The 23,210-nt window shown below is 54.8% G+C and carries 26 protein-coding genes; 8 read left to right on the top strand and 18 right to left on the bottom strand.

Annotated features, from left to right (window positions below; genetic code table 11):
* Positions 1 to 10 precede the first annotated feature (10 nt).
* The 7 genes from sleB to CWI35_RS17255 all read right to left on the bottom strand — a co-directional run bounded on the left by sleB (position 11) and on the right by CWI35_RS17255 (position 6,507).
* Entirely contained in the window at positions 11 to 805 is a 795-nt protein-coding gene (gene sleB, locus CWI35_RS17285; protein WP_011231715.1) for a spore cortex-lytic enzyme, read from the bottom strand.
* Between the two features lie 91 nt (positions 806 to 896).
* A complete protein-coding gene (prsW, locus tag CWI35_RS17280) occupies positions 897 to 1,574 on the bottom strand; it encodes a glutamic-type intramembrane protease PrsW (RefSeq protein ID WP_012820744.1) in 678 nt (225 codons plus the stop codon).
* Between the two features lie 88 nt (positions 1,575 to 1,662).
* Positions 1,663 to 2,634, bottom strand: a complete 972-nt coding sequence (locus CWI35_RS17275; protein ID WP_011231717.1) for an asparaginase — start codon at positions 2,632 to 2,634, stop codon at positions 1,663 to 1,665.
* 218 nt (positions 2,635 to 2,852) lie between these two features.
* Positions 2,853 to 3,845 carry a YpdA family putative bacillithiol disulfide reductase gene (locus tag CWI35_RS17270; protein ID WP_011231718.1) on the bottom strand — a complete coding sequence of 331 codons (993 nt, stop codon included), beginning with the start codon at positions 3,843 to 3,845 and terminating at the stop codon, positions 2,853 to 2,855.
* A gap of 89 nt (positions 3,846 to 3,934) precedes the next feature.
* A complete protein-coding gene (locus CWI35_RS17265; RefSeq protein WP_011231719.1) occupies positions 3,935 to 5,206 on the bottom strand; it encodes a Glu/Leu/Phe/Val family dehydrogenase in 1,272 nt (423 codons plus the stop codon).
* A 160-nt stretch (positions 5,207 to 5,366) separates the two neighbouring features.
* Positions 5,367 to 5,957 (bottom strand): genetic competence negative regulator, encoded by a 591-nt coding sequence (locus CWI35_RS17260; RefSeq protein ID WP_011231720.1) that lies wholly within the window; start codon positions 5,955 to 5,957, stop codon positions 5,367 to 5,369.
* Positions 5,958 to 6,114: 157 nt separating this feature from the next.
* Entirely contained in the window at positions 6,115 to 6,507 is a 393-nt protein-coding gene (locus CWI35_RS17255; RefSeq protein WP_042380375.1) for a hypothetical protein, read from the bottom strand.
* A 103-nt stretch (positions 6,508 to 6,610) separates the two neighbouring features.
* On the opposite strand from CWI35_RS17255, the gene CWI35_RS17250 reads away from it, so the two are divergent.
* The 3 genes from CWI35_RS17250 to CWI35_RS17240 are packed head-to-tail and all read left to right on the top strand — an operon-like array spanning position 6,611 to position 7,702.
* Entirely contained in the window at positions 6,611 to 6,841 is a 231-nt protein-coding gene (locus tag CWI35_RS17250; protein ID WP_014196217.1) for a spore coat associated protein CotJA, read from the top strand.
* On the top strand, positions 6,838 to 7,098 hold the full coding sequence (locus CWI35_RS17245; protein ID WP_014196218.1) for a spore coat protein CotJB: 261 nt from the start codon (positions 6,838 to 6,840) through the stop codon (positions 7,096 to 7,098). The genes CWI35_RS17250 and CWI35_RS17245 overlap by 4 nt, the downstream gene beginning before the upstream one ends.
* A gap of 34 nt (positions 7,099 to 7,132) precedes the next feature.
* Positions 7,133 to 7,702, top strand: a complete 570-nt coding sequence (locus CWI35_RS17240) for a manganese catalase family protein (protein ID WP_011231723.1) — start codon at positions 7,133 to 7,135, stop codon at positions 7,700 to 7,702.
* 25 nt (positions 7,703 to 7,727) lie between these two features.
* Here the strand turns inward: CWI35_RS17240 and CWI35_RS17235 are convergent, their stop codons facing one another.
* From CWI35_RS17235 to CWI35_RS17215, 5 genes are all read right to left on the bottom strand, one after another.
* Entirely contained in the window at positions 7,728 to 8,174 is a 447-nt protein-coding gene (locus CWI35_RS17235) for a YpbF family protein (RefSeq protein WP_011231724.1), read from the bottom strand.
* 98 nt (positions 8,175 to 8,272) lie between these two features.
* Entirely contained in the window at positions 8,273 to 8,803 is a 531-nt protein-coding gene (locus tag CWI35_RS17230; protein ID WP_119877955.1) for a LysM peptidoglycan-binding domain-containing protein, read from the bottom strand.
* Positions 8,800 to 9,384, bottom strand: a complete 585-nt coding sequence (locus tag CWI35_RS17225) for a CPBP family intramembrane glutamic endopeptidase (RefSeq protein ID WP_011231726.1) — start codon at positions 9,382 to 9,384, stop codon at positions 8,800 to 8,802. The genes CWI35_RS17230 and CWI35_RS17225 overlap by 4 nt, the downstream gene beginning before the upstream one ends.
* Positions 9,368 to 10,891 carry a RecQ family ATP-dependent DNA helicase gene (locus CWI35_RS17220; RefSeq protein WP_014196219.1) on the bottom strand — a complete coding sequence of 508 codons (1,524 nt, stop codon included), beginning with the start codon at positions 10,889 to 10,891 and terminating at the stop codon, positions 9,368 to 9,370. The genes CWI35_RS17225 and CWI35_RS17220 overlap by 17 nt, the downstream gene beginning before the upstream one ends.
* Positions 10,879 to 11,925 (bottom strand): YpbB family protein, encoded by a 1,047-nt coding sequence (locus CWI35_RS17215; RefSeq protein WP_119877954.1) that lies wholly within the window; start codon positions 11,923 to 11,925, stop codon positions 10,879 to 10,881. Before CWI35_RS17215 ends, CWI35_RS17220 begins: the two co-directional genes overlap by 13 nt.
* Before the next feature lie 326 nt (positions 11,926 to 12,251).
* Here CWI35_RS17215 and CWI35_RS17210 point away from each other — a divergent pair, with 326 nt between their 5' ends.
* The 5 genes from CWI35_RS17210 to serA all read left to right on the top strand — a co-directional run bounded on the left by CWI35_RS17210 (position 12,252) and on the right by serA (position 18,322).
* Positions 12,252 to 13,616 (top strand): ISLre2 family transposase, encoded by a 1,365-nt coding sequence (locus tag CWI35_RS17210; RefSeq protein WP_119877350.1) that lies wholly within the window; start codon positions 12,252 to 12,254, stop codon positions 13,614 to 13,616.
* A gap of 278 nt (positions 13,617 to 13,894) precedes the next feature.
* Positions 13,895 to 14,143 (top strand): ferredoxin, encoded by a 249-nt coding sequence (locus CWI35_RS17205; RefSeq protein ID WP_011231729.1) that lies wholly within the window; start codon positions 13,895 to 13,897, stop codon positions 14,141 to 14,143.
* Positions 14,144 to 14,385: 242 nt separating this feature from the next.
* Positions 14,386 to 15,750, top strand: a complete 1,365-nt coding sequence (locus CWI35_RS17200; RefSeq protein ID WP_119877350.1) for an ISLre2 family transposase — start codon at positions 14,386 to 14,388, stop codon at positions 15,748 to 15,750.
* A gap of 272 nt (positions 15,751 to 16,022) precedes the next feature.
* Positions 16,023 to 16,526 (top strand): inorganic diphosphatase, encoded by a 504-nt coding sequence (locus CWI35_RS17195; protein ID WP_011231730.1) that lies wholly within the window; start codon positions 16,023 to 16,025, stop codon positions 16,524 to 16,526.
* A gap of 221 nt (positions 16,527 to 16,747) precedes the next feature.
* Positions 16,748 to 18,322, top strand: coding sequence for a phosphoglycerate dehydrogenase (gene serA, locus CWI35_RS17190; protein WP_012820732.1), 1,575 nt, complete (start codon positions 16,748 to 16,750; stop codon positions 18,320 to 18,322).
* A gap of 261 nt (positions 18,323 to 18,583) precedes the next feature.
* On the opposite strand, the gene CWI35_RS17185 is transcribed toward serA, so the two are convergent.
* The 6 genes from CWI35_RS17185 to CWI35_RS17160 form a co-directional block, all read right to left on the bottom strand.
* Complete coding sequence (locus CWI35_RS17185) at positions 18,584 to 19,396, bottom strand: histidinol-phosphatase (protein WP_011231732.1); 813 nt, start codon at positions 19,394 to 19,396, stop codon at positions 18,584 to 18,586.
* Between the two features lie 308 nt (positions 19,397 to 19,704).
* Positions 19,705 to 20,799, bottom strand: a complete 1,095-nt coding sequence (locus tag CWI35_RS17180; protein ID WP_011231736.1) for a GerMN domain-containing protein — start codon at positions 20,797 to 20,799, stop codon at positions 19,705 to 19,707.
* The gene (gene sigX / locus CWI35_RS17175) at positions 20,777 to 21,322 is read right to left on the bottom strand and encodes an RNA polymerase sigma factor SigX (RefSeq protein ID WP_011231737.1); all 546 of its coding nucleotides are present in this window, start codon (positions 21,320 to 21,322) and stop codon (positions 20,777 to 20,779) included. The genes CWI35_RS17180 and sigX overlap by 23 nt, the downstream gene beginning before the upstream one ends.
* A 113-nt stretch (positions 21,323 to 21,435) precedes the next feature.
* Entirely contained in the window at positions 21,436 to 22,152 is a 717-nt protein-coding gene (locus CWI35_RS17170) for an AIR synthase family protein (RefSeq protein ID WP_014196222.1), read from the bottom strand.
* Positions 22,145 to 22,633 carry an ECF transporter S component gene (locus tag CWI35_RS17165; protein ID WP_011231739.1) on the bottom strand — a complete coding sequence of 163 codons (489 nt, stop codon included), beginning with the start codon at positions 22,631 to 22,633 and terminating at the stop codon, positions 22,145 to 22,147. Before CWI35_RS17165 ends, CWI35_RS17170 begins: the two co-directional genes overlap by 8 nt.
* On the bottom strand, positions 22,630 to 23,208 hold the full coding sequence (locus tag CWI35_RS17160) for a cob(I)yrinic acid a,c-diamide adenosyltransferase (RefSeq protein WP_011231740.1): 579 nt from the start codon (positions 23,206 to 23,208) through the stop codon (positions 22,630 to 22,632). The genes CWI35_RS17165 and CWI35_RS17160 overlap by 4 nt, the downstream gene beginning before the upstream one ends.
* Between the last annotated feature and the right edge of the window lie 2 nt (positions 23,209 to 23,210).

The raw sequence follows: 23,210 nt of genomic DNA, 5'->3' as shown, positions 1-23,210 counted from the left end.
CTCCCTCCTTTTATTTGCAAAAAATATGGTTTCCAATCCGCTTGATTTGCGGGCGGCTCCAAATCCAAGCGCTCGTCGCCGTGGCTGGGTTAAAGTAGTAAATCGCTCCGCCGGTTGGGTCCCAGCCGTTGATCGCATCAAGCACCGCTTTTTTCGCCGTTTCATTCGGCGTCAGCCAAATTTGCCCATCGGCGACCGCGGTAAACGCGCCTGGCTGAAAGATCACCCCGGCGACCGTATCCGGAAACGACGGATGCTCCAGCCGATTTAAAATAACGGCGGCAACCGCCACTTGTCCGATGTACGGCTCCCCGCGCGCTTCCCCGTAAACGGCGTTTGCCATCAGCCGAATATCGTTTTGCGAAAACCCTTTCGGCACGTTCGACGCCGTCGTTTTCGCTGCCCGCGACGATCCTCCGCCGCGTTTTTTCACCTGCTGGCTGAGCGGAATGCCGCCGTAATGGGTGAAATCGTTTCCTTGGCGGATTTGCTCTTTCACAAACTGCTCGTAATATTTTGAAGCGTTCACAAGCTTCCGTTTCGTCTCCGATCCGGCTAGTCCATCGACCGGCAAGCCGTATTCGTATTGGAAATTGCGCAGCGCCCAATACGTTCGCCAGCCAAACACGCCGTCAATTTTGCCGTTGTAAAACCCAAGGTATTGCAGCCGCGCCTGCAGTTCAATGACATCATCGCCAACTGCTCCACGCTGAATCACTTGCGGGGAAAACGCGAAAGCATGGCCTGATGGGTAAATGCACGTCCAAACAGCCAATGCGATGAATAGAACCCATTTTCTTGCCATATGTGAACCTCCCGTCAACACTCACCGTTTTTACCCCTATTTTCCTTCCGTTTCCCCTTTTTTATGCGAAAAAAAGAAAAAGCCAAAGCTTTTACGCTTGGCTTTTCACAGGCGGCACCGCTTGAGGGCGGGCGTATCCTTTCGCTTGTTTTACTTTGCGCAACGCCGCCCACCATAAGGCGAGCATAAACAACCCCATGTAATAGCCCCATCGCTCTTTGGCGAGCAACAGCCAGTCATAGACGCCATGAAGGAAAAACGGCAACAAAAACGACGCCCATAAATAATAGCGGCGCTTTTTTACGGCAAACTTCGCCTTGCCGAAATAAAACCCCATGATGACGGAAAAGAGCGCATGACTGGACACCGGCAAAAGCGCACGGGCAATGGCCGTCTCCACTCCGTTGGCCAACAAGTACAAAATGTTTTCCAGCGTCGCGAACCCAAGCGAGACGCTGGCGCTGTACACAATGCCGTCATACGGCTCGTCAAATTCGTCGTGGTCATACACAAAAAAATAAACGACAAACCATTTGACAAACTCCTCAAGGAGCGCAGCGGAAAGAAACGCCTCGGCTGCCGGCGACGCGACGATCCCTTCTGCCGCCAGCACGTATTGGATGAACATGATCGGAAACACAAGCAAGACGCCGAACAAAAACATGCGCAACACAAACGAAAGCGGCTCAGCCTCATACTCGTCCTTTAAATAAAAATAACTAAGCAGCGCCACCCCGGGGGCGACGCCGGCGGAAATCAACGAAAACATCCTCGATCCCCGTTTCTTTGGCATTTTTAACTTCATCGTACCACGAAACAGGGGAGAAAAAAAGAGGAATTGCTGGGCCGCTTGTTGCCTAATAAGCGAACAAGCCATCAACGGCGGCGTCGGCAGCAAGAGCGACAGCGAGCTTGATGCGCGCCTTTTTCGCATCGTAGTCGCTGCCAAGAATAACCCCTTTCTTATGCAAATCGTAGGCGCTGCCGGGGTAATCGTACGTTGTATACACCGCCCCTTCCTCGGCGCTCGTCGTCACAACGACTTTGATCCCCGCTTCGATGGCTTTGACGATTTCATCGACCATTTTTGGCGCCACTTGCCCGCGGCCGACCCCTTCGAGCACAATGCCAGCGACGCCGCTTTCTCGAGCCGCTTTAATGAACTTGCCGTCCGCCTCCAAGTAGCATTTCACAATGTCCACCGGCGGAAGCGGGCGCACAAGCTTGTAATATTCGCGTCGGATCGGCTTTTGGTACACGTACACCTCATCGTTGTCAATGATGCCTAAATAGCCGAAGCCGAAAGCGTTGAATCCTTGAATGTTCGAGGCGTGTTCTTTTTTCACGTATTTCGCGGCAAAAATGCGTTCATTGAACACAACGACCGCCCCCGCCCCACGCAACGACTCGGCGCACGCGGCGTAAATGGCATGGCGGATGTTGATGTACACATCGCTGCCCAAATCAGACGGCGCCCGCTGCGAACCAGTGACGACGATCGTCCGCGGGTCATCGATCGTCAAATCCAGGAAATAGGCCGTTTCTTCGAGCGCATCGGTTCCGTGAGTGACGACGATGCCATCAACGGATGGATCGGTGAAATGCGCCTCAATCCGTTTTTTTAGCTCAAGCCAATGCGAAAACGTCAAATGCATGCTTGGCAATTGAAATACGCTTTCCACGATGATTTCAATTTCTTTCGGCAAATGGCACATCGCCGCGAGTTCTTCACCGCTTAGCGCCCCGGCCCGCAGGCGGCCGGATCGTTCGTTTCGCTTGCTCGCAATCGTGCCGCCGGTTGTCAGGAGCACCACTTTCCGTTTCGTCACGCAAGCCACCCTCGCTTTCTCGCTTTAGCATCATTACACGAATGTTGATTATCCATTATTTTACTAAAAAACAAAGAATGGTATGGCTGAACACACGCTTTTCTGCCTCTTCCCTCGAACAAGAACGCCGGCGGGCAAATGTCATTTGCCCGCAAGGCGTTCATTGTTCGAGGAGGGCATGCCGTCATATGCCCAGTCGATGTATTGGCCAAGAAGCGCTACTGCAGCTGCTTGGCCGACCCCTCCCGTTCGCGCTTGGCGATGCAGGCGGCAATAGCGTCTCCATGGAAGCGGCCGTTTTCGATAAAAATTTCATTCGCATCGTTGCCAGCGGCGATCACCCCGGCGATAAACACCCCCGGCACGTTTGTTTCCATCGTCTCTGAATCATAATGCGGCCGGCCGCTTTCCGGGTCGATCTGCACCCCGATGTTCATCAAGAAGCGATGATCCGGATGGTAGCCGGTCATGGCAAACACAAAGTCGTTTTTGATTGTTTTCGTTTCCCCGTCCACTTCATACACGACCGCATCTTCGGTAATTGCTTTCACATGTGCGCGAAACTCCATGCGGATGACGCCTTTCTTCACAAGAGAGTCAAACTCCGGCAAAATCCACGGCTTAATGCTTTTCGAATACTCGTTGCCGCGATACAGCACTGTCACGCGCGCCCCAGCTTTCACAAGCTCCATCGCCGCGTCGACGCTCGAGTTTTTCCCGCCGATGACAACGCAGTCGGTGTTGAAGTACGGATGCGCTTCTTTAAAGTAATGCATCACTTTCGGCAGCTCTTCCCCCGGCACGTTCATATAGTTTGGATGGTCGTAATAGCCGGTGGCGATGACGACGTACTGCGCGCGGTACGTCCCTTTTGTCGTTTCAATAAGAAATGCTCCATCTTCCTGCGGCTTGACGGTTTTCACTTCTTCAAACGTATTGACGCGCACTTGCTTGCGAACCACGACTTCCCGGTAATAAGCGAGCGCTTGATTTCGCGTCGGCTTCCGGTTTTCCGTGATAAACGGCACGCCGCCGATCTCCAACCGGTCGCTCGTGCTGAAAAACGTCTGATGCGTCGGAAAACGGTAAATCGAATGGACGATGTTTCCTTTCTCGATCACCAGCGGCGAAAATCCGGCGTCTTGCAAAGCAATCGCCGCCGCCAGCCCGCACGGACCGCCGCCGACAATAATGATTTTCTCCTCTTTCATCGTTTTTGCCACCTCGCATGAAGCAAAAAATCCCCTATCTTATGATAGGGGATTTCACCAAAGCTTGCAAACATCGGCGCTTGCTCGCCTCACACCCAGCCGCGGAACCGGCACGCTTCCGCCATTTTGCGGACGCCGACCATGTAGGCGGCAAGGCGCATGTCGACGCGGCGCGTCTGCGCCATTTCATACACGTTGTTGAACGCTTTGACCATCACTTTTTCAAGCCGCTGTTCCACTTCTTCTTCCGTCCAATAGTAACCTTGGTTGTTTTGCACCCATTCGAAGTACGACACAGTCACGCCCCCAGCGCTTGCAAGCACGTCCGGAACGAGCAAAATGCCGCGCTGCGTCAAAATTTCCGTCGCCTCAAGCGTCGTCGGCCCGTTCGCCGCCTCGACGACGATGCTCGCCTTAATGCGCGGAGCGTTTTCGGCCGTAATTTGGTTTTCGATGGCCGCCGGCACCAAAATATCGCAATCGAGCTCAAGCAGCTCTTGATTCGAAATCGTATTTTTAAACAGCTTCGTCACCGTGCCAAAGCTGTCGCGCCGTTCAAGCAAATAGTCGATGTCGAGCCCGTTCGGGTCGTACAGCGCGCCGTACACATCGGAAATGCCGACGACTTTCGCCCCGGCGTCGTGCATAAATTTGGCCAAATAGCTGCCGGCGTTGCCGAACCCTTGAACGACGACGCGCGCTCCCTTGAGCGACAAGCCGCGTTTTTTCGCCGCCTCGCGGATGCAAATGGTCACTCCTTTGGCCGTCGCTGTTTCCCGGCCGTGCGAACCGCCGAGGACAAGCGGCTTCCCGGTGATAAACCCTGGCGAATCAAACTCGCGAATTCGGCTGTACTCATCCATCATCCACGCCATAATTTGCGAGTTCGTAAACACATCCGGCGCCGGAATGTCTTTTGTCGGTCCGACGATTTGGCTGATGGCGCGCACGTAGCCGCGGCTTAGCCGCTCGAGCTCGCGGAACGACATCGTGCGCGGGTCGCAGACGATGCCGCCTTTGCCGCCGCCGTATGGCAAGTCAACGATGCCGCACTTTAAGCTCATCCAAATCGACAGCGCTTTCACTTCTCGTTCCGTCACATCAGGATGGAAACGCACGCCGCCTTTCGTCGGACCGACCGCATCGTTATGCTGCGCGCGGTAGCCGGTAAAAATTTTCACCGACCCGTCGTCCATGCGCACCGGAATGCGGACTGTCAACACGCGGATCGGCTCTTTTAACAGCTCATACACTTCTTCCGGGTAGCCGAGCTTTTCCAACGCTCTATGTATAACAATTTGTGTCGACGCCAGCACGTCGTATTGTTGTTCTTTCTCTTCCGTATGCTTATCGGCTGCCATACGTAAACCTCCTATAAGCTCGCTATAGTAATTTGTCGCCTTTCATGTCATAGTATACACCTTCTGTGGCCGGATGCAAAGGAAAAATGGCGAAGCGGCGTCGAACAGTTGGCGCAAAAAAATAGACTCCTTGTCCATTTCAAGGAGCCTTTCTATACCTTTAATTGGCGCGGAAATAACGAACGAGCTGTTCGATCGCGCGGCGTTCAATCAGCCGCTTCCCATATTCTTGCACACGATGTATCGTTATCGTAGCCGGGTTGCCAAACTCGGCCAGCAAGGCGACAAAGTTGTCGAGCGGAATTGGGGGCTCTTCGGGAACATGCAAGTAAAAGCGGCCTTGATAGGAATAAAGCGTGCCGTCGAGGCAACCGACCGCATGCAGGCGATGAGCGAGCTGGATGACATCTTCAAACGTTTGGAATTCGTAAAATATGTCATCGCTCTCATCGAGCGTTACTTGCATTTCGATATAATCGTCGGCGAATTCTTCTTCCATGTCGTCGTAGTCGCCTTCGTTCGTAACGATAACGACCATGCCCTGCGCCGGTAAAGAGTACACTTCGACCGCGATCGATCCGTTCACTTCAAAACCGAGCTCTTCGCTTGCTTCCTCGATCATATCGCGGAACAGCTGATGGACTTTAAACGTATCTTTCCATAAATCGTCTTTCGTCAACCCGCGGTCCAGCAAATCGTCAAACGTCAGGAAAATTTTGATTTTGTTGTGGGTCAAGCGCTCAAGACGCATCGGCACCCCTCCTTACCTACAGAGCCATCTCTTACCGTTATTGTATGACGCAAGCGGCAATTGGTTCGTTTGTTGTTATTAATGAGTTTACATCGTTTTCCCCGTTTTAGACAAGCATTTTTTCTCGGTTGCTCCCCGATCAGCATACTTCCTCCTGTCATGGCCAGCGATGCGGCATCGTCTGGCGGCTTCTCAACGTCATCATACCATAAAAAAAGGAAAAAACGAAAAAAAGCGCCGCCAGCCGCCAATGGAACTGAAACGCCCAATAAAAATGGCCGAGCGCCGCCAAGCTGAACAACCATTGGCCTAAGCGGAGCCGCCGGCCGGACAACAAACGCACCGTCCCGGTTACAGCGATGCTAAGAAGCGCCCCGTTGGCAGCGACGCCGAGCAAAAAACAAGCAAAAGCAAGCCATGTTCGAAACGGGGAAAACAACAGCTGCGTCAAAAACAAGGTTGGGGAAAACGGCTCAAGGGGCGGCAGCCAGCGAAAAAACAAATACGTGCACAAGACAGCGACAAAGGCGATCATCCATAGGCGGCCCATTTTTTCCTCCTTATTATTGCCATGATTCGCCATGACAAACAGGCATGAACGGTACTGCTCTATCATAATATAGACTGAACTTTGCCAAAAAAGGAGGGGTTTCATGTTTACAACGCGCAAACAATATGAGCCGTATACAAGCCCGTTTGACCCATGCCCGCCGATCCGCGTGAAAACATACGTCACCGCACCAAACTTATACGTCGGATTCCAGCCGCCCAACTTGCCGCAATTCCCTCTTCGTGAAGCGTTGATGAAAGGGACGCTTTGGCAAGTGTTTTACGATCCGTACTACAGCCCTTACGAAACAAAGACAAAAGGTGATGGCTCATGAAACAAATGCCAAAGGAGTATTATGAACAGCTTGAAGAGCTGCAAGCCGTCGACTTTGCCCTCGTCGAACTGACACTCTACTTGGACACCCATCCGACCGACTATCAAGCGATTCAACAATTTAATCAACTCGCCAAAAAACGGAAACAGCTGAAAAAACAATTTGAAGCCGCCTATGGTCCGCTTGAACAGTTTGGCCATAGCTATTCCAACTACCCGTGGAACTGGGACGACACGCCATGGCCTTGGCAAGTGTAGCCGATCCATCACGAACGCAAGGGGGGAACGGATCATGTGGATTTATGAAAAAAAATTGCAATACCCGGTCCGCGTCAGCACGTGCAATCCGCGGCTGGCAAAATATTTGATCGAGCAATACGGCGGGGCAGACGGGGAGCTGGCAGCGGCGCTCCGCTACTTAAACCAGCGCTATACGCTGCCGCCGAAAGTCATCGGGCTGCTAAACGACATCGGTACGGAAGAACTCGCCCACCTTGAAATGATCGCAACGATGGTGTACAAACTGACGAAAGACGCGACGCCTGAGCAGCTAAAAGAAGCCGGGCTGGAGCCGCATTACGTCGACCATGAGCGCGCCCTCTTTTACCATAACGCCGCCGGCGTTCCATTCACGGCGACGTACATCCAAGCGAAAGGCGACCCGATCACCGACTTGTATGAGGACATCGCGGCCGAAGAAAAAGCGCGCGCGACATATCAGTGGATCATCAATATGAGCGACGACCCGGATTTAAACGACGGACTCCGCTTTTTGCGCGAGCGGGAAATCATCCATGCCCAACGGTTCCGTGAAGCGGTGGAAATTTTAAAAGAGGAGCGCAACCATAAAAAGGTTTTCTAAGCCAGCAGCTGAGCGGAACCCCCGCTCAACTTTGTTCATAATAAAGATTGATGCCATACTCCCGCTTCATCCATTCAAACAGCCGATGGCGCCCGTTCCACTGTTCTTGGTCCTGCCATAAATCGATGCTTTTTTGAATGATCTCACAGCGAAGGGCGTGAAAATCGTCTTCCGCCTTTTCGCTTTTTCCTTTGTAGTAGACGGCTGCCCAATAAACGGTGCTTAAAAGAAGCAGAATCAACACATGGGCAGGCGCAGCGAAAAACCAGGCGATCCGCTCTCCCCACGTCCCGAAAGCCGCCGCCTTGGCCAAAAGATAAAGCAGGAAAACGGCCAAACCGGAAAACGCGGCCGCCTGCAAGAGCAACGTCCGCTTTTCGAGCCGCTCCCATTTTTTCTTTTTTTCGATGACGGCCATCAACATTTCCTTCGCCACTTCATCGAGGGGAAATTCATCTGGAAAATGGACCATCTCCTCTCCCCCTTGTCCTGTTTTTATTGTCCATCATATGCCGCAGAAGGCAGCATTAGAACAAAGAAAGGGGAGCGGCAGACAATGCTTTGTTTCGCTCAATGGTTTTCGTCAAGCGGAATGCGCAGCGTTTGCCCTGGCTGAAGGCGGCCCGTCGACAAGCCGTTTTCCTTTTTAATGAGATCGATCGCATCAGGCGTGCCGTAATATTTCATGGCGATGCTGTAGAGCGTCTCATTGGCTGCGACGACATGGGTGATGATTTTTCCTTGTTCATCATCGGTCTTCTTTTCCCGGCCGCCGACGCTTCCTCGGTCGGCGGCGCTCTTCTGCTTCGATTTGGCCGCCTGTTCTGTCCTCTTGACTTCGTCGTCTTGAATAATGCGCACCGTCTCGCGGCTGCTTTGATCTTCATGACGAACGACTGTGACCGTGTCGGACTTCGATTGGACATGGTGGATGGCCAGCACGACTGCCGGCAACGCCAAAAACAAGAACACGAGCAGGCGGGACGGGACGTATTTTCGCTTTTGTTCTTCTTTTTCCCTCCGCCGTTTGATGCGCGAGGACGGCGCGCTCTCATCGATCCGCAAGCGCCGCCCAGCTCGGCGCTCCTGTGTTCCTTTCATCGCTTCACCCCTTCCTCCCGCTGCAACCGAATATGCAAAGCGAGCACCACATCGATCAAAAAGTGGGCGACAACCGTCACCCATAAACTCCCGGTCTGTTCGTAAAGCGCACCGAGAAACAAACTGATGAGCACAACCATCAGAAACAAAAACCATTTTTCCAAATAGCGCACATGCAGCACAGCAAAAATGACGCTTGCCGCTCCAAGCCCCCAATGCGTCTGCACAACGCCGCGAAACAGCCATTCTTCCGTCACAGCGATGAGCGCACATAAAAAAAAGAGATGCGGAATCGAGCGGCCGCGGAATATTTTTTCGTTCACCCCGCCGTCGTCATGCCAATCATCCGGCAAATAGCGCATGGCCAAAAAATCGACCGCCAGCACGAGCGCCGCCCCGCCCGCTCCGTATAGCAGCACATCGGTGAGATCGAACCGCCAAAGCCGGCGCCACTCCGCCCAATCGAACAAAAAGAGCGAACAGCCGCCGGCGGCAAGAAGCAGCAACCCTTGCGTTACATAAAGATGAAAAAGCAGCTCGCGCTCTGTCATCTGCCGGATTTGTTCACTTTGCCGTTTCATTCGTCCGCCCCCCGCCAAAAAGCATGTCCCACAACTCCTCGCGCCAATGGCGAACCGGCGCCTCCTCCGGACGGCGGACGGCTCGTTCATAGCCGTCAAGCGAAAGCCCGCAGCGATCGCAGCAGACATTCTGCTGATCCGTCAGCTCCTCGCCAAACGCGCGGACAAGCGCTTGACGCCGGCACGAAGACAAGTGCACCCATTCATCCATTTCCTGCAGTTTTTTCCGCTTCCAGCGCCGCCGCGCCTCGATGGCGGCTGCCATCCTGCCGTACAGCCGCTCTTTCGCCTCCGCTGTCAGCCAACCAGGCATCGCCCGTTGTTCCCGTTCTAAAAAATACGCCAACAGCCGCTTTTGTACGTCGGTGAATCCGGCAGCCTCGAGCGTCGCCATCGCCGCTTCCCATCCGGCTCCTTCCGGCAGCCGCCAACACCACTCACGCAGCTCGCGCGGACTTAACAGCTCGGCCTCCGCCACCGCCTGGGCCATGGCCCGGTCGCCGTCCGCATAAAATAACACAGCAAGGCTTGGCGCTCCGTCGCGCCCCGCGCGCCCGATTTCCTGCACGTACGCCTCGAGCTGGGCCGGCATATGAAAATGAAGCACAAATCGGACGTTTTCTTTGTTCACGCCCATGCCGAATGCGCTTGTACAACATACGATGTCAAGCTGACCGTAGACAAATTGCTGCTGCACGAGCAGCCGTTGCTCCCCGTCCATGCCGGCATGGTAATAGGCGACCCGCCCCGCGCCGCACTGTTCGAGCCGGCGCGCCATCTCTTCCGCCCATTGACGGCTCGAAAAATAAATGATTCCCGGGCCTTCGAGACGCTTGGCATAATCGGCCAAGCGCGCCGCTTTGTCCTCCGTTGATGAACAATGCTCCACGCACAAGGCGATGTTCGGGCGATCGACGGAATGAATATGGCGGCGGGCGCCATCCATCCCGAGCGTGCGAATAATATCCTCCTGCACCTCGGGCGGCGCCGTCGCCGTCAACGCCAAACACGGCGGGGCCCCGAGCGCGCGCCGGATCTCCCCAAGCTTTAAAAAGTCCGGGCGAAAGTCATATCCCCATTGAGAAATGCAGTGCGCTTCATCGACGACAAAAAGCGAAATGCATACGCGCCGAAGCGCCGTTAAAAATTTTGCCGACTGCAGCATCTCCGGCGACGCGTAAATAAAGCGAAACTCCGCAAGCGAAGCGAGCGCCTGCCATTTTTCTTCGGCATCAAGCAGGCTGTGAAAAGCAATCACTCGCTTTTCCCCGCGCCGGCGCAACTGCTCGACTTGGTCCTCCATGAGCGACACAAGCGGCGAAACGATCAGCACACTGCCTTGAAGCAAATACGCTGGCAGCTGATAGCAAAGCGACTTGCCGCTTCCGGTCGGCAGCATCGCCAGCACGTCGCGCCCAGCAAGCACATCTTCCGCCACTTCCCGCTGACCCGGGCGGAATGAAGCATGTCCGAACTTCATGCGCAGCGTTTTCGTCAACTCGTCCAACGTCCCACTTCCTTTGCCAACACGAGCCGAATTTCGAAATAGCTGACTTTGCCATCAAGCACCTCGCGAATCTCTTTCAATTTCCTCGTCCTAAGCGCCTGCGCCGCCGCTCGAATGGCCGCCGCCTTTTCATCGTCGACAAACGGGGCGATCGAAAAACCGGACACATTGGCAGCGATTTCGACAACGTGATCCTCAATCGTGCTTCGCTTCAAGCGGCGAAGATTGGAAATATCTTCTATCGTTTTTCCTTTCCGCAGCCATTCGTACGTTTTTTGCGCCGATTGTGTCAGCACCGCCGGCGCCAGTCCGCTCATCAATTCGGCCATCATCGGAACGCGTCCAGCCTCAGCTTCCGCCATGATGTAATGAAGCACGTTGCGGAATTGAAACTGCACGTAGAGCGCGTCCTTTTGCAAATAGGCCGCGATTTGCTCCATCGTCCAGCCGATGCGGACCGCGCTCGTCAAACGCAGCGTAAAGATCACCGCCGCCTCCTCCGAAACCGCTTCAAGCAGCCGGATGAGCTCTTGATACAGCGTCTCGGCCAACATTTGGCGCGATCCTTTTGCAAGCAAATATTGCTTCACCCATTGAAGCGTCCGCTCGTCGCGGCAAATCGGTGCAAAACGCCGCCCATAGACGAGGTTTGACAATGTCTGCCCGATCAAGGAAAGACGCTGCCAAAACAGCGGTTCCGCCTCATGATAGCGCCAGCCGTTCAGATGGCGGGGGAAAAGCGCTGCTTGCTCGGCAAGCCATTCTTCCCCTGCCGCGGTCAACGTGTATGTCCGCTGTTTCGCGGATAAAGCGAGTCGCTGTTCGACAAGCGCCATTGCCGCTTCCTCGAGCGCCGCCATCGTCACATTCTTCCATGTGCCAAACAGCGGCTCAAGCTGAAACCATTTGCTGTCTTGGAGCGTCTGCGCCGATTTTTTTCCCGAAAATAAATGATACACCGCCGCCAGCGTCCGTTCGCCGTTGAAGCGGCGCAAGCAATGGGCGAGCAAAAATAAGGCATAGCCATGCCGCATCCTGCGTTCCTCCCTCGCCTCTATTGTAGCAAAAATCGCCCAACCGGTCGGCAGAAAAAATCGATCGGTTGACAGTTCCGCCATATGATAACAAAACTAAATAAGATGCATATGTGTAAAAATACAAGAGAGCGATGTGTGAGTAAAATATTTGTGGGTGACATTCCGAAATGATCCCCGACGAGGGTTGCGAACTTTTGTTCGCGACGCTCGTCGGGGCCACCAAGCGAAGCGCGGTAGAAAAAGCAAATGTCGTGAAAAAAGGACTCTCTCCCTGCTATGATGGTGATTGTCAACATCAACCGAAAACAGGAGGGAGAGAGTCCATGAAACATCTTACCACAGAATGGCCTTTATTAAAAGAGCTGGAGGAACAATTAGTCAGAACTCTTCAAAAGGTGTTCGCTGTCTTGTTGGCGGCCCTTTTGGAGGAGATTGATCAACAACTGGCGGAAGCGCGGGACAAGCGCCGGTATCAGCTGAAAGACAAACGGCCGACCACGATCCAAACGCTGTTTGGAGAAGTGACGTTTCGACGGAACTACTACTATGATCGGCAGGCGGGGGCGTATACCTTCTTGCTGGATGCCGAACTGGGCTTTGATGGAGCGCAGTCGATCAGCCCTTGCCTCGAGGAAACGGCGGTCGAGTTGGCCGTAGAGTGCTCTTCCTACCGCAAAGCAGCCCGTACGTTGGAGTCGATCGTGGGGTATGCGGTCCTAAGCCACGAGGCGATTCGCCAACTGGTGCTGGAGGCCCCTGTCTCGCTGCACCACCCTGTTTCCCAACGGCACGGCCGAGTGCTATTTGTGGAGGCGGATGGGCTGTTTATTTCCCGCCAGGGGAAAGGGAAACGGGCGAAAGAAGAGAAAATCCTGGCGGTTCACGAGGGATGGAAACGAAACGGTTCGCAGCTCGAGCTCGTGAACCGGCGCCACTACCTCCATGAAGGGGAGGGAGACGTGTGGGAACGGTTTGAAGAGTGGCTGATGAACGAATATGCCTATGACCCGTGCCGGGACCTTTTGATCATCAACGGCGACGCGGCGTCGTGGATCACAGCCTGCCGGGAGTATTTTGGAAAGCGGGCCTGCTTTCAGCTGGATCGATTTCATGTGGCGCGGGAGCTGCGTCAGTGTCTGTCCGGCCATCCGCGTTGGCGGGAGGTGCGGAAGAAGCTGGCGAAACAAGACGAAGAAGGACTTTTGGTCGAGCTGAACAGCGCGGTCGGCACGTTGGAGGACGAAGCGAAAGAGAAGCAGATGGCTGCCATGATCCGCCGGATCGAGTCGATGCCGGGATGCATCCGGGACTATCGGGAGTGGCTGTCGGAGCAAGGGGTGGAGACGACCGGCATGCGTCCGATGGGCCACGCCGAGAGCGTGATGAGCCGGTTTGCGCATCGGGTGAAATCCCGCCGCAGCTGGAAAGACCAAGGGCTTCGGGCGTTTCTGAGGGCGATGGCAGCCCGAATCGACGGGATCGGGTGGAGAAAGGGACGGTGGGAGGAGCAAGAGCCCCAGTCGGCCGTCTCGGCCTCAACAAAGTCCAAGCGGATCGAACAGGCCAAACGGAAGGCCGGACGGTTATGGGCAGATGTGGTGCGTCAGAATCTACCGTGTCTGCAGCGGTCATCCGGGACGCCGATCCATCAAGCGTTGTCGGCGCTCCGGGATGGTGGTTGGGTGTAAAAAAATGGAATACAATATCATCACCTCAAGATGAGGGATGAGAGTCCGAAAGCGCTTACGATATTAATTCCTGAAAATGGTTCGCTAACTAGTGATTGACAACGCCCGTAGTGAACCGAAAAAATGTTCTCCACAAAGTCTTGACTGACTCGAGAGCGATTTTTTTGTTGAAAAGCCGGCCGTACGGTCTTATTATTAAAAGTGAAAAGTTCATTTCCGAGCAGGCAACACGGAGATGGCCCGTCCGTTTCCAATAAACTTGGGGAGGTTCGATTTTTATGCCAAAGTATACGATTGTGGATAAAGAGACTTGCATCGCCTGCGGAGCTTGCGGCGCCGCCGCTCCCGACATTTACGACTACGACGAGGACGGCATTGCCTACGTCACCCTTGATGACAACCAAGGCATCGTCGAAGTGCCGGAGATTTTGATTGACGATATGATGGACGCCTTCGAAGGCTGTCCGACTGAATCGATCAAAGTTGCTGACGAGCCGTTTGACGGCGATCCGAATAAATTCGACTGACATTCCCCCTCTTGCCTTGCCGGCAAGAGGGTTTTTTGATGCAAGCGTGAAAGTGTGAGTAAAATATTTGTGGGTGACATTCCGAAATGATCCCCGACGAGGGTTGCGAACTTTTGTTCGCGACGCTCGTCGGGGCCACCAAGCGAAGCGCGGTAGAAAAAGCAAATGTCGTGAAAAAAGGACTCTCTCCCTGCTATGATGGTGATTGTCAACATCAACCGAAAACAGGAGGGAGAGAGTCCATGAAACATCTTACCACAGAATGGCCTTTATTAAAAGAGCTGGAGGAACAATTAGTCAGAACTCTTCAAAAGGTGTTCGCTGTCTTGTTGGCGGCCCTTTTGGAGGAGATTGATCAACAACTGGCGGAAGCGCGGGACAAGCGCCGGTATCAGCTGAAAGACAAACGGCCGACCACGATCCAAACGCTGTTTGGAGAAGTGACGTTTCGACGGAACTACTACTATGATCGGCAGGCGGGGGCGTATACCTTCTTGCTGGATGCCGAACTGGGCTTTGATGGAGCGCAGTCGATCAGCCCTTGCCTCGAGGAAACGGCGGTCGAGTTGGCCGTAGAGTGCTCTTCCTACCGCAAAGCAGCCCGTACGTTGGAGTCGATCGTGGGGTATGCGGTCCTAAGCCACGAGGCGATTCGCCAACTGGTGCTGGAGGCCCCTGTCTCGCTGCACCACCCTGTTTCCCAACGGCACGGCCGAGTGCTATTTGTGGAGGCGGATGGGCTGTTTATTTCCCGCCAGGGGAAAGGGAAACGGGCGAAAGAAGAGAAAATCCTGGCGGTTCACGAGGGATGGAAACGAAACGGTTCGCAGCTCGAGCTCGTGAACCGGCGCCACTACCTCCATGAAGGGGAGGGAGACGTGTGGGAACGGTTTGAAGAGTGGCTGATGAACGAATATGCCTATGACCCGTGCCGGGACCTTTTGATCATCAACGGCGACGCGGCGTCGTGGATCACAGCCTGCCGGGAGTATTTTGGAAAGCGGGCCTGCTTTCAGCTGGATCGATTTCATGTGGCGCGGGAGCTGCGTCAGTGTCTGTCCGGCCATCCGCGTTGGCGGGAGGTGCGGAAGAAGCTGGCGAAACAAGACGAAGAAGGACTTTTGGTCGAGCTGAACAGCGCGGTCGGCACGTTGGAGGACGAAGCGAAAGAGAAGCAGATGGCTGCCATGATCCGCCGGATCGAGTCGATGCCGGGATGCATCCGGGACTATCGGGAGTGGCTGTCGGAGCAAGGGGTGGAGACGACCGGCATGCGTCCGATGGGCCACGCCGAGAGCGTGATGAGCCGGTTTGCGCATCGGGTGAAATCCCGCCGCAGCTGGAAAGACCAAGGGCTTCGGGCGTTTCTGAGGGCGATGGCAGCCCGAATCGACGGGATCGGGTGGAGAAAGGGACGGTGGGAGGAGCAAGAGCCCCAGTCGGCCGTCTCGGCCTCAACAAAGTCCAAGCGGATCGAACAGGCCAAACGGAAGGCCGGACGGTTATGGGCAGATGTGGTGCGTCAGAATCTACCGTGTCTGCAGCGGTCATCCGGGACGCCGATCCATCAAGCGTTGTCGGCGCTCCGGGATGGTGGTTGGGTGTAAAAAAATGGAATACAATATCATCACCTCAAGATGAGGGATGAGAGTCCGAAAGCGCTTACGATATTAATTCCTGAAAATGGTTCGCTAACTAGTGATTGACAACGCCCGTAGTGAACCGAAAAAATGTTCTCCACAAAGTCTTGACTGACTCAGCGTGAAATCACAAGTGGCGCATCTTGAACGAACGTGCTACAATAAGATTGGCTTGTCCGCCGCGCCTGCTGGGTGGACAAGTTTTCATGTATACATAACCAACAAAGGAGGAACGGGTTATGGCATTCGAAAATAAAATTGTCGAAGCGTTTATCGAAATTCCAACCGGGAGCCAAAACAAATACGAATTCGACAAAGAACGGGGCATTTTCAAGCTCGACCGCGTCCTATATTCACCGATGTTTTATCCGGCTGAATACGGCTATTTGCAAAATACGTTGGCGCTGGATGGCGACCCGCTCGACATTTTGGTCATCACGACAAACCCGACGTTCCCGGGCTGCGTCATCGACACGCGCGTCATCGGCTATTTGAACATGGTCGACAGCGGCGAAGAAGATGCGAAATTGATCGGCGTTCCGGTCGAAGATCCGCGCTTTGACGAAGTGAGATCGATTGAAGACCTCCCGCAGCACAAACTGAAAGAAATCGCCCACTTCTTTGAACGCTACAAAGACTTGCAAGGGAAACGGACGGAAATCGGCACATGGGAGGGGCCGGAAGCAGCCGCCAAATTGATCGACGAATGCATCGCCCGCTACAACGAACAGAAAAACAAGTAATCCGTCCAACATCTCATTTCACCAGACGCCGTTTTTCTATTTCCGAACAATTTTGCCCATGTCGTTTGATATGGGCGCTTTTCTTTTTCAAACCCCGAACATTCCTTCTCAAAAAAACGTTTTCATTGGTATGACTTCTTTTTCCCCCATTGACAGAAACCGCTTTCGCATGTTAAATTATCAGAAATTTAACATCCTTGAAACAGAAAGGGGCACCCACTGTGTTTCGCGTACTCGTTTCCGACGCCATCAGTGAAGAAGGGTTGGCGCCGCTCTGCGCATCGGCGCAGATCGACATCGTGCAAAAGAAAACAACCGAAGCGGAAGAGGAATTGCACACCTTTGACGCTTTGCTCGTGCGCAGCGCCACCAAAGTGACGGAAGAACTATTGGAAAAAATGCCGAACTTAAAAATTATCGGCCGCGCCGGGGTGGGCGTCGACAACATTGATGTCGATGCAGCGACGAAACGCGGCATCGTCGTCATTAACGCGCCAAACGGCAATACGATTTCGGCCGCTGAGCATACCTTTGCCATGATGGCCGCCCTCGTCCGACGCATCCCGCAGGCGCACATTTCCGTCAAATCGAGGGAGTGGAACCGCTCGGCGTTTGTCGGCAACGAGCTGTTTGGCAAAAAATTGGGCATCATCGGCTTCGGCCGCATCGGCTCGGAAGTCGCCAAACGGGCGCGCGCCTTTGGCATGAGCGTGCACGTGTACGACCCATTTTTAACGAAAGAACGCGCTGAAAAACTCGGCGTCTCGATTCACTCGCTTGACGAAGTGCTGGCCGTGGCTGACATCATCACCGTTCATACGCCGCTCACGAAAGAAACGCGCGGGTTGCTTGGCACGGAAAACTTGGCGAAAACGAAAAAGGGCGTCTATTTGATCAACTGCGCCCGCGGCGGCATCATCGACGAACAGGCGCTCATCCCGTTCTTGGAAAGCGGGCATGTCGCCGGCGTCGCCCTCGACGTCTTTGAACAAGAGCCGCCAGGGGATCATCCGCTTTTAGCGTTTGACAATGTGATCGTTACGCCGCATTTAGGGGCGTCGACCGTCGAAGCGCAGCTGAACGTCGCCACCCAAGTCGCGGAAGAGCTGCTCCACTTTTTTGAAGGGCGGCCCGTCACCTCATCGATCAACTTGCCGGCGTTGTCGAAAGACGTCTATGAAAAAATTCAAGCATTCTATCATTTAGGCCGGAAGCTCGGCTTGATTGCATCGCAGTTTATGAACATCCCGGTGCAAGAGCTGTCGGTCACCTACGCCGGCACGGTCGCTGATCTGGAGACGACGTACATCACCCGCAGCCTGCTCGCCGGCTTCCTGCGGCCGCGCGTCGCCTCAACCGTCAACGAGGTGAACGCCGCCATGGTCGCCAAAGAGCGCGGCATCACATACGGCGAAAAATTTTCCGATGAAACGCACGGCTATGCGAACTGCATTTCGCTCACCGTCCATGGCGAAAACAAAACGTTCACCATCAAAGGGACGCACGTGCCGAACTACGGCGACCGCATCGTCCATTTTGACGGCGTCGCCATCGACTTTGCCCCGGAAGGCCATCTCCTGTATATCCAGCACCAAGACCGGCCGGGGATGATCGGCAAAGTCGGGAACGTGCTTGGGGCGCACGATGTCAACATCGCCACCATGCAAGTCGGCCGCCAAGAAGCGGGGGGCAAGGCGATGATGATCTTATCGCTTGACAAACCGGTTGATGATGAGGTATTGCAGGCGTTGGCGCAAATTGATGACATCGAAACGGTGAAGCGGCTCGAAGCGTAACCACCCGCTTCTGCGGGCAGATCATACAAAAAACGCAGGCCTTCCCAGAAAGGAGCCTGCGTTTTTCGTTCGAGCAAGCCCCACAGCAGCCATTCGCATCGTATAGTTCCCTCTTGCGAAAAGGCGATGATCATGACCCAAAAGGTTGTTTTTCCTTAAACCAAACACAATGCATCGTTTCTTCATGATTGTTTTACGCCTACATACTAAGAAAGGGTGTCCCGATCCTTTTGGGACACCCTCGTGTTTTGTCAGTTCCGTTCAGCCGAGCGGCACCGCCTTCCGCTCCCCTTTCGAGAACGTCATCAGCTCGGTGTAGCCGACACTGCGGGCGAGTTCCACCGCCTTGTCAAAATCGGCGCCGACATGCTCAGGCACGTGCGCGTCGGACGACAACACAATCGGAATGCCTTTGTCATAGCACATTTGGAGCAGGCGCGGATCCGGATACAGTTCGCCAACCGGCTTGCGCAGCCCGGCGGTGCTGATTTCGACGCACGTTTTCGAATTGGCGAGCGCTGTTGTCGCCCGATCGTATTGTTCAAGCAAAAATTCCTCATCTTCCGGGACGTATTTAAAAATTTTCACCAAATCGAGGTGGCCGATAATGTCAAACAAATTCGACTCGGCGAGCGTCACGACTTGATCGAAATATTTGCGGTATGTATCGTACAAATCGCGCCGTTCCCACTCGTGGCGATATTCGGCTAAGTCGATGCCGAAATCGTCGACCCAATGGATCGAACCGATGACATAGTCAAACTCGTATGAGCGGATAAAGGCGGCCATTTCCTCGTGTTTGCCCGGCGTATAATCCATTTCGATCGACATTTTCACATCGAGGCCCGCATCCCACGCTTCGTGGAACAGCCGGACATAATCGTCCATATCGTAGCAGCGGCGCGCGTCGACCCACGGGTTGGACAAAATGTTTTTCGTTTGGTAAAAATGGTACGCGTGCTCGGAAATGCCGAAATGCTGGATGCCTTTTTTGACCGCTGCATCCGTGAACTGGCGCAAATAATCAAGCGTCAACGCCCCTCGTTCCAAATGGTTATGATAATCGGTCAACATCGGTGTTTCTCCTCTCCTGCTGTTTTTCTCATTATAACGCATTACCGCAAGAAAGGACAACCGTTTTGCGAATATTCATCCAATCATCCGTTGGCGCCGACAAGAAACAACAGTCCGACGCATACCGCCACACCAGCCACCGCCAAAAGGCGTCTCATCACATCGCCCATTTCCATCCCTCCTTGCCTATGTCGCACCATATATGTCTTATGTCAAAACGAACGCCGATAGAACGGCCTCGCGTCGACATTACCAAAAATGTAACAAAATGATACCGTCTAAAAACCGCTAAGAGCTCACGCTGGCGGCTACGGGCCGGTTGCCAGCAACGCGGCGTTCGGTCCGGCCGGCACGTTGATCGGCTTCCCAAGCGGATACGGGCCAAGAGTCGATAACCCGCTCGATTCGAATGTGACGTCAAGCAACCCAAACTCTTTCGCCGTCAGCAGCACGGCCTCCGCCATGCTCGCCGCTTCTTCCGCGCTTGGTCGAGCGGACAAATGAAGCCGGACCGTAGCATGGCGCGCATCGACATCGACCGAATCAACTTCCACCCCTGGTGGAATGGCCGGCTCAAGCCCGTGGATCGTCGATTTTTTCATCTGCTGCAGCGCCTCAGGAAACGAGCGGGCGCTGCCTAGCGCCGGGATGAGCACCGGATAGCCGAAGGAGGAGGAGCGGTTTTGATAATACATTCGCTTCTGCTCATTGATTTTTGTCGTTTTTAGACGACCCAACACTGGCAAATCGAGCCCCTCCTCCTCCCCAGTGAAAAAGCGGATGCTTCGCCCGCCCATCTGCCGCACTGTTTCCATGACCGCGTCGAAAAAGAGGCGCTGTTCCTCATGGCTGGCGGCAAACACGCGATGGCTCGCTGGAACGCGAACAACCCATACGCGCCCATCGCCTGCCGCCGGGGCCATCTTCACACCGTCGAGCCACGCGGACGCCTCACGCAACGGGGAACGGGCAAGCTCACCGAGCGCCGCGGACAGCCGTTCTTTCGGCGCAAAACGGCCAGGAAGGGGAACAACCACTGGCACCACTTGGCCGATTCGCTCATCGGGCAAGGCAATCACCACTGCATTCGCCGGTTCGCTGGCGGCCATCATCGCTTTTGGGTGAGAGGAAGCGCCATCCGCCTCTAGCGTCTGAACAGGGGATGAGGAAGCCTCGTTTTTGTCCGAACGTGTTGGAACGATAAAATGCGGACCGGCATAAACCGCCAATGCAAGCACGGCCGCCGATGCAACCGCTGGGAGCCAACGCCGCTTCCAGCGCGCCATCCGCTGAGCGCGCACCAGCCGGACATACACTTCTTCTTTCGTGCGCCGGTCTTTGATGACGGGCAACTGTTCAAGGCCATGTTCAATGCATCGCTCATTCCAATTGAGCTTTTTCACACCGCCACCCCTCCTGTTTTGCCTCTTCCTCCATATATTGCTTGAGCGCCTTTAGTGCGCGGTGCTGCGTCGTTTTCACTTTACTTTCCGTCCAGCCGAGCGCTTCCGCCGTTTCCGCGATCGACAGCGACTGGATGAATCGAAGGACGAGCACAAGCCGCTGATCAACCGTGCAGCGCGCCAAACCACGGTACATAAGCTGAATTTCCTCTTTTTGAATCGCCATTTCCTCAGGAATCGGCTCGTCGGCGCCGATTTGTTCCTCGCTCCATTCCGCCGAACCAGCCCATTGGCGTCGGCGTTTTTGCTTGCGAAAAAAATCAATGGCCACATGGCGCGCAATGGACAGCAGCCACGTTTTTTCGCTGCACTGCCCTTTAAATCGTTTGTATGAGCGCAGCACTCTGACGTACACTTCCTGAACCAAATCTTCGGCCTGCTCTCGATTCCGCACCATGTAGAATAAAAAATTAAACAAATCATGATGGTACTTTTCATACAACTGTTCAAAGACGGGGTCCATCGCTTCTCTCCCCCTATCTCCTCCATGGACCACGACAAAAAAATCCCATTATCTTCATGATAACGGGTCCGAGCGAAAAAGGGAATGATTTTTTCACCAAAAGCAGCCGGCTTTTACCACTCGACGTGCAGTGGAAAAAAGAGAGAGCCGGCTTGCTTTTTGATTTCACGTTCGCCATCTGGATCATAACTGACAAGCACCGACGTCGCCGGGCCGCCGGAGGAAAAGAGCGGAAGCGGGCATGCGCAGGCCCGCCCTTGGCGGCCGTTAGCGGCTAACAGCTGTGTCCATTCGTAATAAATACCTTTCGAGCCGATGGGAATCAATTCGTAAATGTATGGTGTGCGGAGAAGCGCGGCAAACAGCGGAAGCGGCGCAACCCATTCCGGATGTGAAAGCACGGCCGAGCCGACGAGAGGACGGCCGATGACGGCAAACTTCGCCTCTTCGGGCGTGATGCCGATTCGTTTCCGTTCGTTGGCCACCGTCCCGATGGCCGTCACTCCAAGCGCCGACTGCACGGTGGGAAAATTCGATTCCGTGCTGCCGGTGATCGGGAGATCGATCCCCAGCTCGCGGCACGTTCTCCTGATACCGCAGCAAAGAGCTTCCCACCGGTCATCAGCGATGAAGTTTTGCAGCACGACGACCCTCGCTTCCGCTCCGACGCTCAACAGCTCCATCAAGGCAACGCGGGCGGAAAAATACGCAACAACATCCACCGAGACGGACACCACATCACCCGGCTTGTCCCCGACCGCCGCCGAACCGTCGGCCGCAACGGCGAGCTCCATGCCGTCGGCAAACGGAAGGAAAAGCACATCACGCATGCGGCGCCTCCACCCCCGCTTTCGCCGCCAACCGGACGACAACCGGCATGACGGCCAAAGCGATCAACACGTTGACCGCCGCGGCTGCCGAAAGCGGCGGAATGACGGCAAAAACAAACGGCCAGCCGAACGAAACGGCAAGCGGCAACGGCGCCAAAAACGCATTGCCGATGAAAAAGACGACAGCGCTGCCGATTTTCCATCCCCGCCGATGCAGCACGGCGAACAGGGCGCCAAGCCCCGCCATTTCAAGAGCGACAAACCAATGAACTGGGCCGAGCGGAAAACCGCCGATCAACGCCGAAACCAAATGCCCAAGCCCAGCGACCGCCGCTCCGGCGCGCGGGCCAAGAACCCCGGCGGCGACAAGCGCCGGTGCGCTGTCCAAAGCGATGCTGCCGACAAACGTCGGCAGCTTGATGAACGATCCGATCGCCGAAAGCGCCAAACAAACGGCCGTCCAAGCCAAGCGGCGGTTCATTGTTTCTCCTCCTTGTCGCGGAACACAATCGCGCTCCGTTCATACTCGATGTCCTTCACCCCTAAACGCGCGTTCACGACCCGGGCAGCGGCGAACAAATAATCGGACAGGCGGTTCATATATTTGAGCACAACATCGTTGATCGGCTCCGCTTTTTGCAAGGAAACGATGCACCGCTCCGCCCGTCTTGCCACCGTACGCGCCATATGGAGCGCCGCAGCCGCCTTGGAGCCGCCCGGCAAAATGAATTTTTGCAATGGCGGCGCTTCTTGCACGTGCGCATCAATGCGCTCTTCTAAAAATGTGACCATCGCCTCGGTCACCTTATACGGAAGCTTGCCGTTGACGATGGCCAGGTCGCCGCCGCAGTCAAACAGCTCGTGCTGGATTTTTTGCAGCTCAGCGCAAAGGTCGCGAAACCGTTCATCGCCGGCCAATAACGCAAGCGCCCATCCGATGAACGAATTCGCCTCGTCAATCGTTCCGTACGCCTCGACGCGCAAATGGTCTTTGTCCACGCGCCCGCCGACTAAACTCGTTTTCCCTTGGTCTCCTGTTCGCGTATACAATTTCACTG

Origin of the sequence: [Bacillus] caldolyticus (assembly GCF_003595605.1) — a bacterium.
Taxonomy (GTDB): Bacteria; Bacillota; Bacilli; order Bacillales; family Anoxybacillaceae; genus Geobacillus; species Geobacillus thermoleovorans.
The sequence above is the reverse complement of the archived record's forward strand: the minus strand, read 5'-3'. Positions and strand labels throughout refer to the sequence as shown.

Coding starts and splice junctions, on each gene's coding strand:
- CWI35_RS17215 (WP_119877954.1), bottom strand. CDS start 11,925: ATGCGGCATGGCTATGCCTTATTTTTGCTCGCCCATTGCTTGCGCCGC.
- CWI35_RS17235 (WP_011231724.1), bottom strand. CDS start 8,174: ATGGTCCATTTTCCAGATGAATTTCCCCTCGATGAAGTGGCGAAGGAA.
- CWI35_RS17185 (WP_011231732.1), bottom strand. CDS start 19,396: ATGTTGACCGATTATCATAACCATTTGGAACGAGGGGCGTTGACGCTT.
- sigX (WP_011231737.1), bottom strand. CDS start 21,322: ATGGACCCCGTCTTTGAACAGTTGTATGAAAAGTACCATCATGATTTG.
- CWI35_RS17245 (WP_014196218.1), top strand. CDS start 6,838: ATGAAACAAATGCCAAAGGAGTATTATGAACAGCTTGAAGAGCTGCAA.
- CWI35_RS17270 (WP_011231718.1), bottom strand. CDS start 3,845: ATGAAAGAGGAGAAAATCATTATTGTCGGCGGCGGTCCGTGCGGGCTG.
- CWI35_RS17200 (WP_119877350.1), top strand. CDS start 14,386: ATGAAACATCTTACCACAGAATGGCCTTTATTAAAAGAGCTGGAGGAA.
- CWI35_RS17255 (WP_042380375.1), bottom strand. CDS start 6,507: ATGGGCCGCCTATGGATGATCGCCTTTGTCGCTGTCTTGTGCACGTAT.
- CWI35_RS17170 (WP_014196222.1), bottom strand. CDS start 22,152: ATGCGTGATGTGCTTTTCCTTCCGTTTGCCGACGGCATGGAGCTCGCC.
- CWI35_RS17230 (WP_119877955.1), bottom strand. CDS start 8,803: ATGAAAGGAACACAGGAGCGCCGAGCTGGGCGGCGCTTGCGGATCGAT.
- prsW (WP_012820744.1), bottom strand. CDS start 1,574: ATGTTTTCGTTGATTTCCGCCGGCGTCGCCCCCGGGGTGGCGCTGCTT.
- CWI35_RS17165 (WP_011231739.1), bottom strand. CDS start 22,633: ATGAACCGCCGCTTGGCTTGGACGGCCGTTTGTTTGGCGCTTTCGGCG.
- CWI35_RS17260 (WP_011231720.1), bottom strand. CDS start 5,957: ATGCGTCTTGAGCGCTTGACCCACAACAAAATCAAAATTTTCCTGACG.
- CWI35_RS17240 (WP_011231723.1), top strand. CDS start 7,133: ATGTGGATTTATGAAAAAAAATTGCAATACCCGGTCCGCGTCAGCACG.
- CWI35_RS17195 (WP_011231730.1), top strand. CDS start 16,023: ATGGCATTCGAAAATAAAATTGTCGAAGCGTTTATCGAAATTCCAACC.
- CWI35_RS17210 (WP_119877350.1), top strand. CDS start 12,252: ATGAAACATCTTACCACAGAATGGCCTTTATTAAAAGAGCTGGAGGAA.
- CWI35_RS17265 (WP_011231719.1), bottom strand. CDS start 5,206: ATGGCAGCCGATAAGCATACGGAAGAGAAAGAACAACAATACGACGTG.
- CWI35_RS17225 (WP_011231726.1), bottom strand. CDS start 9,384: ATGAAACGGCAAAGTGAACAAATCCGGCAGATGACAGAGCGCGAGCTG.
- CWI35_RS17250 (WP_014196217.1), top strand. CDS start 6,611: ATGTTTACAACGCGCAAACAATATGAGCCGTATACAAGCCCGTTTGAC.
- CWI35_RS17205 (WP_011231729.1), top strand. CDS start 13,895: ATGCCAAAGTATACGATTGTGGATAAAGAGACTTGCATCGCCTGCGGA.
- sleB (WP_011231715.1), bottom strand. CDS start 805: ATGGCAAGAAAATGGGTTCTATTCATCGCATTGGCTGTTTGGACGTGC.